Annotated in this window: 12 protein-coding genes; 4 read left to right on the forward strand and 8 right to left on the reverse strand. The window is 67.4% G+C overall.

Going from position 1 to position 10,900, the window contains the following annotated elements:
• From Q0R23_RS08825 to Q0R23_RS08840, 4 genes are all read right to left on the reverse strand, one after another.
• The coding region (locus Q0R23_RS08825; protein WP_293912175.1) for a BTAD domain-containing putative transcriptional regulator at positions 1-938 on the reverse strand (938 nt) is incomplete at its 3' end.
• A 522-nt stretch (positions 939-1,460) separates the two neighbouring features.
• On the reverse strand, positions 1,461-3,101 hold the full coding sequence (gene serA, locus Q0R23_RS08830; protein ID WP_293912176.1) for a phosphoglycerate dehydrogenase: 1,641 nt from the start codon (positions 3,099-3,101) through the stop codon (positions 1,461-1,463).
• A 270-nt stretch (positions 3,102-3,371) separates the two neighbouring features.
• A complete protein-coding gene (gene aat / locus Q0R23_RS08835; RefSeq protein ID WP_293912177.1) occupies positions 3,372-3,980 on the reverse strand; it encodes a leucyl/phenylalanyl-tRNA--protein transferase in 609 nt (202 codons plus the stop codon).
• A gap of 88 nt (positions 3,981-4,068) precedes the next feature.
• Positions 4,069-5,460, reverse strand: a complete 1,392-nt coding sequence (locus tag Q0R23_RS08840) for a peptidoglycan DD-metalloendopeptidase family protein (protein WP_293912179.1) — start codon at positions 5,458-5,460, stop codon at positions 4,069-4,071.
• A 159-nt stretch (positions 5,461-5,619) separates the two neighbouring features.
• On the opposite strand from Q0R23_RS08840, the gene Q0R23_RS08845 reads away from it, so the two are divergent.
• Positions 5,620-6,168: a putative immunity protein gene (locus Q0R23_RS08845; protein WP_293912182.1), complete on the forward strand. Its 549-nt coding sequence runs from the start codon at positions 5,620-5,622 to the stop codon at positions 6,166-6,168.
• A gap of 198 nt (positions 6,169-6,366) precedes the next feature.
• Here the strand turns inward: Q0R23_RS08845 and dtd are convergent, their stop codons facing one another.
• Positions 6,367-6,816 (reverse strand): D-aminoacyl-tRNA deacylase, encoded by a 450-nt coding sequence (gene dtd / locus Q0R23_RS08850; protein ID WP_293912185.1) that lies wholly within the window; start codon positions 6,814-6,816, stop codon positions 6,367-6,369.
• A 1-nt stretch (position 6,817) separates the two neighbouring features.
• The gene (locus Q0R23_RS08855; RefSeq protein ID WP_293912187.1) at positions 6,818-7,075 is read right to left on the reverse strand and encodes a DUF1844 domain-containing protein; all 258 of its coding nucleotides are present in this window, start codon (positions 7,073-7,075) and stop codon (positions 6,818-6,820) included.
• A gap of 105 nt (positions 7,076-7,180) precedes the next feature.
• Here Q0R23_RS08855 and Q0R23_RS08860 point away from each other — a divergent pair, with 105 nt between their 5' ends.
• Positions 7,181-7,621 (forward strand): helix-turn-helix domain-containing protein, encoded by a 441-nt coding sequence (locus tag Q0R23_RS08860; RefSeq protein WP_293912189.1) that lies wholly within the window; start codon positions 7,181-7,183, stop codon positions 7,619-7,621.
• Positions 7,622-8,071 (forward strand): putative toxin-antitoxin system toxin component, PIN family, encoded by a 450-nt coding sequence (locus Q0R23_RS08865; RefSeq protein WP_293912190.1) that lies wholly within the window; start codon positions 7,622-7,624, stop codon positions 8,069-8,071. It abuts the gene before it with no gap.
• Positions 8,072-8,140: 69 nt separating this feature from the next.
• Here Q0R23_RS08865 and Q0R23_RS08870 read toward each other — a convergent pair whose 3' ends face one another.
• Both Q0R23_RS08870 and Q0R23_RS08875 read right to left on the reverse strand, forming a co-directional pair.
• Positions 8,141-8,809 (reverse strand): uracil-DNA glycosylase, encoded by a 669-nt coding sequence (locus Q0R23_RS08870; protein WP_293912191.1) that lies wholly within the window; start codon positions 8,807-8,809, stop codon positions 8,141-8,143.
• Positions 8,806-9,234: a hypothetical protein gene (locus tag Q0R23_RS08875; protein WP_366520409.1), complete on the reverse strand. Its 429-nt coding sequence runs from the start codon at positions 9,232-9,234 to the stop codon at positions 8,806-8,808. Before Q0R23_RS08875 ends, Q0R23_RS08870 begins: the two co-directional genes overlap by 4 nt.
• A gap of 293 nt (positions 9,235-9,527) precedes the next feature.
• Between Q0R23_RS08875 and Q0R23_RS08880 the strand changes: the two genes are divergently transcribed.
• Positions 9,528-10,505, forward strand: coding sequence for a class I SAM-dependent methyltransferase (locus Q0R23_RS08880; protein WP_293912195.1), 978 nt, complete (start codon positions 9,528-9,530; stop codon positions 10,503-10,505).
• Positions 10,506-10,900: the final 395 nt, after the last annotated feature.

Genomic DNA, 10,900 nt, shown 5'->3' on the forward strand with positions numbered 1-10,900 from the left:
CGTTCCAGGGCGGCGGTGGCGGGCGAAAAGGGGATGTTCAGGGCCGCCTCGTAGCCGGTCAGGGTCAGCACCTTGACGTTGCCGCAGGCGGCGCGGGCCAGCGTGCTCTTGCCGATGCCCGGCTCGCCCAGCAGCAGCACCGTCGGGGGCCGACCTCTGAGCACGTCCCAGAGTGCTTCGCGGCCCACCAGCGCGGGTGGCAGCGGCGCGGGAATGGGCAGGGCCGGAGTGAACGCCGCACGGACCGGTGCCTGTGGGCTGCGGGCCTGCTCGGCCAGGCGCAGGGTTTCGGGCAGCGGCGAGAGGCCCAACTCGGTGCGCAGCAGCTCGGTGCAGCGGGCAAACTGGCGCAGGGCGGCTTCCCGCTCGCCCAGGTGCAGGTGCAGCCGCATGGCCTCGGCGTGCCAGCTCTCGCGCAGTTCGTCGGTGCGCAGCAGTTGCTGCCAGAGTTCGAGCGCCTCGTGGACCGCGCCCTCTTCCTCGCGGACGTGGGCCTGGGCCGCTAAGGTGGTGGTCCAGCGCTCGTGGAAATGGTTGCGCTGTTCTTCGAGCCAGCTCGCCAGTTCGGGCGCGTCGTCGAACTCGGTGCCGCCCAGCAGCGGGCCGCCGTAGTAGCCCAGCGCCCCGGCGTAGTCCAGCTCGCGGGCCGAGCGCAGAAAGCAGGCCACATCGGTCTGCACCTCGTCGCCCAGGCGCAGGTGTTCGCCGTCGACGATCAGGTGCGGCCCAATCGGCGTGCGGCGCACCCGGCTCAGTTCCTGACGCAGATTGACGCGGGCCGAACTCTCAGTGTGGTCCTCCCACATCAGCGAGACCAGCCGTGAGCGCGAGGTCACACCCTCCAGCGCCAGATACGCACACAGCGCCAGGGCGCGGCGGGTCGGGAAGCGTACCGACTGCTCCCCCGCCCGGATTCCGGCAAGCCCCAGCAATGTCATGGAAATCAAGGGTGTCTCCAACCGCCGCAAGTGGGTGCTGACCGGCGAGTCAGCGCGTTAGAACTATGATAAATGATTTTGGAGTCGAAATACCCGGAAAAAAGCTTGACCGGGTGTAGAGGGCGGCCCGTGGCTCGTGGCTTGTGGGAGGGGCGAAGGGCGGTGAGTGTCGCGGGGATTTCAAGGGACGCCCGGTGCAACCCCCCACCCGCTGCGCGGGAGCCCCCCTCAAAAGGGAGCCGAAAACACGCGCCCAGTGAGCGAATCCTTTGCCTCCCTTTTGAGTGGCATACCTCGAAGAGAGGGGAGGTGGCTGCGCAGCAGACGGACTCGCAGGGCGTCTTGAGCAAAACGGCCTCCTGGTCAGCGCAGCGCCCATGAGGACGCTTGACCGCACCCATCAGGCCCGCTCGCTGCGCAGCAGAGGGGTCGGTTGCCCAAAGCTTCGGAAAGTGGCGAAGCACAACCTTAGACGGGCGGCCTCCACCCGGAAGCCGCCCGTCCAGATCAGCGCTGGGCTGCTTAGACGCGCACCAGATAAGCGGATTCGATGACGTCGAGGGAGCGCACGGCTTCGAGCTGATCGCTGGTCAGGGCGTCGTCCAGGCTGAGGGTGAACAGGGCCTGACCACCCTTCTGGGCGCGGCCCAGGGCCATTCCAGCGATGTTGACGCCCCAACTGCCCAGCAGGGTGCTGAGCTGGGCCACCGCGCCGGGCTTGTCCTCATTGCTGGCGATCAGGATGTAGCCTTCGGGTTCGAGTTCGACGCGGAAATCGCGCAGGCGGGTCAGGCGCGGCGATTTGCCGAACACCGTGCCGCCCACCGTGCGCGAGCGGACCGTCCCCTCGGACTTGCCGGGCGCCGTGACCTTCACGATCACCTCGGTCTGGTAGTCGGGGCTGTCTTGCTGCTCGCGCACGGCGACGTTCAGGCCGCGCTCTTTGGCCAGGGCGCGGGCGTTGATCATATTGGGCGCCACATCGGTGCTGCCCGCCAGGTAGCCGACCAGCACGGCAGTCAGCACCGGGGCCGGGTCGGCGGGGAACTCACCCCGGAAGGTCACCTCGATGTCGTCGGCGCCGGGCAGGAGCTGCGTCAGGATGCGGCCCAGCTTTTCACCGAGTTGCAGATACCCGCCCAGCGCCTCCATCGTCTTGGCGTCCAGCGCGGGCGCGTTCACGGCGCCCCGGCTCACGTCGCCGTGCAGCGCGGCCAGCACCCGGCCCACGATCTCGGCGCCGACCCGTTCCTGGGCTTCCACCGTATTGGCGCCCAGGTGCGCGGTGATGCCCAGGTTCTGGGCGTGCAAAAAGATGTGCTCCGGGGTCGGCGGCTCGTCCACGAACACGTCGATGCCCGCCGCGAACAGGTGGCCGGAATTCAGCGCGTTGACCAGCGCCTGCTCGTCGATGATGCCGCCGCGTGCGGCGTTGACGGCGATACAACCGGGCCTGAGCTGCGCGAGTTCGGCCTCGCCCAGCATGCCCCGCGTCTCGTCGGTCAGCGGCGTGTGGACCGTCACGGCGTCCACCTGCGCCAGCAGCTCGGCCAGCGTGGCGGCGCGTTTGACCCCGGCCCGCTCGAACTTGCTGTCGGGCACGTAGGGATCGTAGGCGACCACGTGCATCCGCAGGCCCTGCGCCCGGTCAGCCACGATGCTGCCGATGCGGCCCAGCCCGATCACGCCCAGGGTCCGGTCCTTGAGTTCCAGGCCCAGGTATTTACGGTCCCAGTCGCCCGCGCGGGTCTTGGCGTCGGAGCGGGTGAGCCCTCTGGCGGCGGCCATCAGGTGCATGATCGCCAGCTCGGCGGCGGAGACGTTGTTGCTCTCCGGGGCGTTCAGCACCAGCAGGCCACGCAGCGAGGCGTAGTCCAGGTCGATGTTGTCCACGCCCACGCCGCCGCGCCCGATCACCTTCAGGCGCGGCCCGGCGGCGTCGATCAGCTCGCGGTCCACCTTGGTGCGGCTGCGGGTAATCAGCGCGTCGAAGTCGGGCAGGCGGCGCAGGGTCTCCGCACGCGGCAGGTTGCCCTCGTACTGAAGCTCGAAGCCGGGGAAGCTCAGGTTGCCGGGGTTCATCTCGTCGCAGATCAGCACGCGCAGCACTGGAGCGCTCAGGTCGGTCCTGGTCTGATCGGTAGGCGTCACGGAAGCGGTCATACGGCAGGGTACAGCGCCCAGGCGAAGCAGTCAGCAGGTTGTCTGTGTATCTGGGCTAGGTGTATCTGGGCTGGGTATCTGGGCTGGACAGTACCTGGGCTGGACATACTCATATCTGGTCTCTGGGCTGGACATACTCGACGCAGAAGCCCTTGAGACCGAGCGACCCGGTTGACACCAACTGGCCTCGACCTGAACGAACAGAGCGTCCAACACGATGTTTCCCGCCCTTCCCACAAGCCACGCGCCACAAGCCAGGCGCCAGCCCCCCTACTCCTCCAGCGGCGCCAGATGCGCGTCCCGGCTGAGTGCCAGCCGCAGCTTCCCGGCGTACTCGGCAGGGCTGATCTCGTAGGTGCCGAAGCGCTTCAGGTGGGGATTTTGAAGCTGGGCGTCGAGCAGCGTGAATTCCCGGCGGCCCAGGTGCTGCGAGAGCCGGACCAGCGCCACCTTGCTGCCGTGCGTGAGCGCGTGGAACATCGACTCGCCCACGAACGCCCCGCCCAGCGCCAGGCCCAGCACGCCACCGGCCAGCTTGCCGCCCTGCCAGGTCTCGAAGCTGTGCATCAGGCCGGTCTTGTTGAGGTGCAGGTAGATTCCGGCCAGCTCCGGGCTGATCCAGGTTTCCTCGCGGGCCATGCACCCGGCCAGCACACCGGGAAAATCGGTGTTCAGGCGCACGGTAAAGCGGCTCAGGTGCTTGCCCAGGCTGCGCGGAATATGCAGCGCGTCGCCCAGCGGCACCAGGGCGCGGCGCTTACTCGAATACCACTCCAGACCGTCACCGTTGTCCATCAGGAAGCCGCCACCCGCGTAGCCACGCGCCACCTCACGGGTCAGCGGGTCGGCGTGGTTGAGCATCACAGCAGCGGTGGGCACCCGGCCAGGGTAGCGGCTGGGACGGGGGGGGTGGTAGCCCTACCCCCACTGTGTTGACACCGCCCGGCTGACAGACCCTGCTTGATGCTCACGGCCACAGGCGGTTGATCCAGTTCTCCGGCTGGGTGGCCTCGCCGCGCACCCGAATCTCCAGGTGCAGGTGCGGGCCTTCCGAGATGCCGGTGGTGCCGACCTGGCCGATCACCTGGCCCCGGCTGACCTGCTCGCCGACGTGAACTTGCACCTTGGACTGGTGAAAATACAGGCTGGTGACACCGCCGCCGTGGTCGATCATCACCAGGCCGCCGCGCACCGGAAACTGTCCGGCGATCAGCACCTTACCGTCGTTGACGGCGCGAACGGGGCTACCCAGCGCAGCGGGGTAATCGGCACCGTAGTGGTAGGCCACCGGCCCGCCCGCGACGTAGGTGCGGCTCTGCCCGAACGAGCCGCGCAGGGGGGGACGGTCCAGCGGGGCCACGAAAGGCCGGGTCCACAGCGGCGCCCCGCGTGCGAAGTAGCCCTGGTTGACCATCTCGTCCTCGGCGGCCTTGCCGGGATCGGTCAGCTTCTTGGCCACCAGGGGCGCCAGCTTGAGGGCCACCACCGCGCCTCTGGCCTGGTTGCGCAGCGGAACGATGGCCCGCACGACCTCCTGGGCCACCCGAATCTCCACGATCACGGGGGTCTTCTTGCCGAGCACCACCCGGCCCGGCGCCACGTACACGCCCGCCGCGCCGAAGGGGGTGAGCACCTCGTTGGGCTGGCGAACATCCTCACCGATCTCGCTGGGAAAACGCACCGTCGCCTGAGCCGCCGCCTTGCCGCTGAGCTTGACGATAAAAGCGTCGCCCATCGACAGTTCGGTGGGCAGCGCCACACTGACGCCGCCGACCTCGAAGCTGCTGCCGCTGCGAACAGGAATGGCAGCGGCGGGCACGGGCTTGGTGGTGGGTCGGGGCGCCGTGGCGCTGGGTTGAGGCAGTGTGGGCTTGACGGGACTGGGCTTGACGGGACTGGCCGTGCCTGGATTGGATGTGCTCGGTCTGGGCGGCGCGGCGACAGGCGGCAGGGGCTCGGCGCTGGGCGGCGTCAGGGTAAAGCCACCGGACGCGGGTCTGGCAGGCTGAGCTGGGTTGGACGTGACCGGAGCTTTGACGGGCGCAGGGGGTTTGACCGGAGACACCGGCTGAGTAGTCGAAACAGGCTTGACCGGCGCCTCCGATTCGGGATATTTGAGCGGCACTGGCGGCACCGGAGTCCTGACGGTCAGCGGCAGCGGCTCCCTGGCACTCAACCTCAGCTCCTGGCCGATGCGGATGCTCTCGGTGCCCAGGTTGTTCAGGCGGCGCAACTCCTCGACCTTGAGGTTGTTGGCGCGGGCCAGGCTGTAGAGGGTGTCACCCTTCTTGACGGTGTAGGCGTGCGCCAGGCCGAGGGTGAGCAGCGGCAGAAACAGTGCAACGGTGATAGCCTTCATGGCCCGGAGCATACCTAACACAGATGAGGCTCACCCCCGGAAGCGTGAGACGAACCTTAAGAGAAATTGAAATTGTGCCAGGCGGTAAGGTGAGGAGTGCCTGTCGCGGCGGAGCAAGCGGTCCAGCGGGTCCGGGTGAGGGCGGTATGGAGGGAAGCTATGACCAGGGAACGCCACCGGATCGAGTTGAGTCAGGGTGACTTGCGTGCGGTGACCCGCTACGCCGCCGAGTGCGCCCAGGCTGTACTGGAGATCTTCGAGCGCACGTACCCGGCGGACGAGCGACCCCGCGCCGCCGCCCAGGCCGCCTGGACGTTCGCGGGCGGGGGCAAACGGGGCAAGGCCCTGCGTGACAGGGCCTGGGCGGCACTCAGGGCGGCCCAGGACAGTGAACAGGACGGCGACATGGCGGCGGGCCAGGCGGCGCGGGCGGCGATGAGCGCGGCAGGCGCGGCGTACCTGCACCCGCTGGCCGACGCGCACCAGGTCAAGCACATTCTGGGCGCCGCCGCCCACGCGGCCAGGGCGGCTGAACTGGACGCGGGAGATGACCCTACCGTCGGCGCCGAGCACCTGGAGCACGCTCGCCGCCGCGCCTCACCCGCCACCCTTGAGGTGCTGCGGCGCTATCCCCCAGCGCCGCCGGGTGGTGGGCGCGTCGGGGCACTCATGCGGGGTCTAGATACGGCCCTGCGAAACCGCTGCTGAGGGTGATGGACGTAATGCGCGGCGCTGAACGGTGCCACGTCGCCAGGCCGAGTGCAGCCGGGCCGGACAGGTGCGCTGCGCCGCCGTCCAGCGGAGCCGGGTTTCTTGGTCGCTCGATATGTGCCTCGATATGTGCCGATATGTGCATAGACGCGTCCACAGCTACGCTCAGGCGTCAGACTGCGGTTCGCACACCCACTACAGCTCCAGCGTCAGCGTCACCGGGCCGTCGCCCACCAGGCTGATGACCATATGGGCGCCGAAGACCCCTTCGGCCACCTCCACGCCGAGCGCCCGCAAGGCCACGCCGAAGTCGGCGTAGACGGCGCGGGCCAGGTCCGGCGGGGCGGCGCCCGTGAAGCTGGGCCGGTTGCCCCGGCTGGTATCGGCAAACAGGGTGAACTGGGAGATGCTCAGCACCGCGCCGCCTGTGTCGGCCAGCGAGCGGTTCATTTTTCCGGCCTCGTCATTAAAAATCCTGAGCTTGACCAGCCGCGCCGCCAGTGCCTGAGCCGTCGCCGGGGTGTCGGTAGGCGCCACACCGAGCAGCACGACCAGCCCAGGCCCGATCTGACCCCTGACCTGGCCCGTGACCTCGCCCGTAACCTCGCAGCGGGCGCTGCTGACGCGCTGAATGACAGCCCGCACGTCAGTTGTTCAGGCGAGCACGCAGGGCGTTCACGGCGCCCCCCAACACCTCGGCCTCGGTCATGTCGAGGTTGCCCCGCGTCTTCTCAGCGAGCATGCTGAGCAGCTTCAGCGAGCGTTGGGCGGTCTCCAGGGCGCGGCCCTCGGCCAGCAAGCCGTCGCGGCCCGCGCTGGCGGTGGCGGCGTTGATGTCGCCCAGCGCGGCCTCGGCGGTGGCCTGCAAGGAGTGAACCAGACCGAGAAATTCGGGATTAGCCATGTGGGGATGGTAGCAAGGCGCAGGGAGGTGGCGAGAGCGCAGCCTTGTGTTGCCCAGTTTACGGTATTTGCGGCATTTGCGGTACTATAACTCAGAGGTGCTCCCATGACATCCACCCGCCACGAACCCCGTGCCCTTCTGACCATTCAGCAGGCCGCTCAGCTCCTCCATGTCAGCGACGATACTGTGCGGCGGCAGATCAAAGAAGGCGATCTGCCCGCCATTCATCTGGGCACCACCCCCAAGGGCCGTCCCCGCTACCGCATCGCGCGGGAGGTCATCACCCGGCGGCTCGACCCCGACCAGCACAGTGCCAACCAGCTTAGCCGGAACCCGTCTGCCGCACCGTCCGCCTCCGAACAATTGCAGGAAGTGTTCGCCTCGCTCACCGAGGGTCAGCGCGAGGTTTTACTGACCGAGGCCATCGCCTGGGCCAGACAGCAGCAGCCCACACTGGAAACGAAGGGATTGCCGCCTGAACCCAGCCGCGAGGATTTGCAGCGCCGATTTGCCCAATCCAGACTCAGAGACGCGCTGGACCGCTGAGTGACGCCGCCGCTTCGGCTGGTGGTCGACATTCAGGTGCTTCTCAGCGGGGTGACCAGTCCACATGGTCCCGCGCACGACCTCTGGCAGGCCGCGCTGCGCTTTGACGTCGTGCTGGTCCTGGCAGAAGGCCATTTCTCGGAACTGGTTCGGGTACTGACGTATCCGCAGGTACTTGTCCTGGGCGGCGGGAAGCTGACCCCATCTCTGAGTTTCCAGTTCGCCAACCAGTTGTTTCAGGTGGGCGAGTATTACCCACGGTTGCCCGCAAGCGCCTGGCCGTCATGTCCAGACCCCAAAGACTGGTATCTGCTGGATCTGCTCGTGGCCTCCGGCGCGGACGCTCTGATCAGTAAAGACCGGCACCTGCTCAAACTGCGTGAGGCCCTGGGCCTGATGGTGCTGGAACCTCGCGAGTTGCTCAGACACGGCTTCGGTTCCGCCCAGTGAGGCTTCTCTCAGGACGCCACAGGTGCGCCGACCCAGCCACATACCGAAGGACGGCTGTCCACCCCCACTTCAGAACAGCGTCTCCTGCCCCGGATCAGGCTTTAGCCCGCCCAGGCCCTCCGGCACCCGCACGCCGTCGAGCACGGCCCGGACCTCCTTGATGTCCTGCCAGGTCAGGCTTTTGGGGCCGCCGGGGGCGCGGGTCTCGTTGCGCAGCAGGTAGGCCGGGTGAAACATCGGCATCAGGTAGGCGCCGTACAGGCGCTCACGCTGCTCATAACGGTGCCAGACGCCGCGCAGCTTGGTGATGCCCTGACGGGTTTGCAGCAGGTACTGGGTCGGCGTGTTACCCAGCGAGATGATGACCTCCGGGCGCAGCAGAGCCAGTTGGGGCTCTAACCACAGCTCGGTGCAGGTCTGAATCTCCAGGGGTTCCGGCGTGCGGTTGGCGGGCGGGCGACACTTGACGATATTGGTGACGTAGACCTCATCCCGGCCCAGCCCCACGGCGCCCAGAATCTTGTCGAGCAGTTGCCCGCCCCGGCCCACGAAGGGCCTGCCGAGGCGGTCCTCGTCGCCGCCCGGTCCCTCGCCGATGATGACCAGCCGGGCCTGCGGATGGCCGTCGCTGACCACCACCTGGGTGCAGCCGGGGCGCAGATCGCAGGCCACACACAATCTGTTGCGTTCGGCCAGCCCGGTGAGCGCGGCGGTATCTACCTGTTCGGGCAAGCTCACGCTTTGGGCGGTGTGCCCTTGGCAGTACCGTCGAGAGCGGCGACAGTTTGCAGGGCAGCGCCGTTTTCCGGCTGTGAACCGAGCTTGGGGCGCAGGCTGCGGGCCTCGCGGCGGGTGCGCGGGTCGAGGGCGATCATCAGGAAAAAGTTCTCCAGACCGTTTTCGCGGCCCTTGGTCTCGGCGTGCTCGCCTTCGGGGGTGCCGGTGACGAACGGCAGCGCTTTGTACAGCCCCAGCGCGTACAGGATCACGTCTTCGGGGGCGTTGACGGCGGCGTGGGCTTCGAGTTCGCCGTACACGCCGCGCCGCGCCTCGGCATGCACCCGGAAGGCGTCGGGGTGGGGCGTTTCGGGGGCGCGCAGCAGATCCTGGCGGGCAATCCGGCGGTAGTGCTTGAGACCTTGCAGAAGCTGTTCGGTGGTCATCAGGCTTTTCACAGGGTAAGTCCTCCGGGGGCGTGGACGGGCATCAGGGCTCAAGTCTAGATCATTGTCGGCGGGCGGCGGGGCTTGCCGGTCGCTTCGTCTGATCCAGGTTCGTCTGGTCTGGGGGCAGAACCGCGCAACCTTCCTGCTCTAGAGCAGATGTCATAAAAAGACCCTTTTTATGACCGAGCGGAGCGAGTAGTGTTGACTGAGCAAGGCGCAGAATGGAGGCGCGGGGAGGCTGTTTTTCCCGTGGCGTAATTCGGAGTACTGCTCTAGACTGCCCGGCGAACGTGGACGCTTCCTCTGCTCTCCTCCCCGCCGACCCTGCCGGGTTGCTGGCCCGGCTGCACGCCCGCCGCGCTCACCTTCCGGCCCAGGGCACCACCGTTTACCGCGCCGCGCACACCACCGAAACCGGCGGACTCCTGGCGCTGGACGTGGCCGGAAGCGTGGGCATCCTGAGTTTGTATGCCGGGCTGAGCGCCGAGCAGGAAGCCGCACTGGGCGCCGCCTGCGGGGTGATAGGACTGGAGAGCGTATATCTGAAACGCCGCCCCCGTGAGGCCAGCCACGCCGCCAACACCGAGCGCGAGTACCTGGCGCCGCTGGGGCCGCTGTGGGGCGAGGCCCGGCCCGAACTGACCGCGCTGGAAGCCGGTGTGCCGCTGCTGATCCGCCCCGGCGCCGACCTGAGCATCGGTATCTTCACCGACGCCAGAGCGGCGCGGCAGTGGGTCCGCACTCACACGCCGCCGGGGGGCCGGGTGCTCAACACCTTCGCCTACACCTGCGGCTTTGGCCTCAGCGCCGCGCTGGCCGGAGCGCTCAGTGTCAAGAACGTAGACCTGTCGCGCAAGGTGCTGGCCTGGGGACAGGAAAACTACGCCCTGAGCGGCCTGGACGCCCCCGACACTGACTTTCTGTACGGCGACGTGTTCGACTGGCTGACCCGGCTGGCCAGACGCGGCGAGCGGTTCGAGCTGGTGATCCTCGACCCGCCGAGCTTCGCGCGTAACAAACACGGTGTCTGGCGCAGCGAGCAGGGTTACGCCCGGCTGCTGGCGCAGGCCGCCGCCGTCGCCGCGCCGGGAGGGCAGGTGCTGGCGCTGTGCAACCACGCGGGCATGACGGGCGCTGCCTTCGAGGCACAGCTCCGGCTGGGCGCCGCGCAGGCCGGGCGAACCGTGAGCGTCACGGCCAGCTTCGGCGCGGGCGAGGACTACCCCGGCGCCACGCATCTGAAAGTGCGGGCGCTGAGGCTGGACTGAGGAAGTGATACGAGATTATTGATCCCGGCATCAGTCCACATCGCCCGTTGACAGGATGGCCTCGTGACGCGGCGGTAAAGGCCCGTGGTAGCCGGGTCGGGGACGGTGGCTCAGCATGACAATTTGGGAGTCGTTGACGTTGCTGACTTAGAGCAGTACTCCGAATTACGCCACGGGGAAAACAGCCTCCCCGCGCCTCCATTCTGCGTCCTGCTCAGTCAAAACTACTCGCTCCGCTCGGTCATAAAAAGACCCTTTTTATGACATCTGCTCTAAGAGACTGTCTGGAAAGTAAGAAGTCGGGCAATACTGTCTCATCGATATGAGTAGAATCAAAGGATGCAATTGTATCCAACCGATACGACAGATGAAGAGTGGGGGATTCTCAAGCCGCT

Source organism: Deinococcus sp., assembly GCF_025362455.1.
Taxonomy (GTDB): Bacteria; Deinococcota; Deinococci; order Deinococcales; family Deinococcaceae; genus Deinococcus.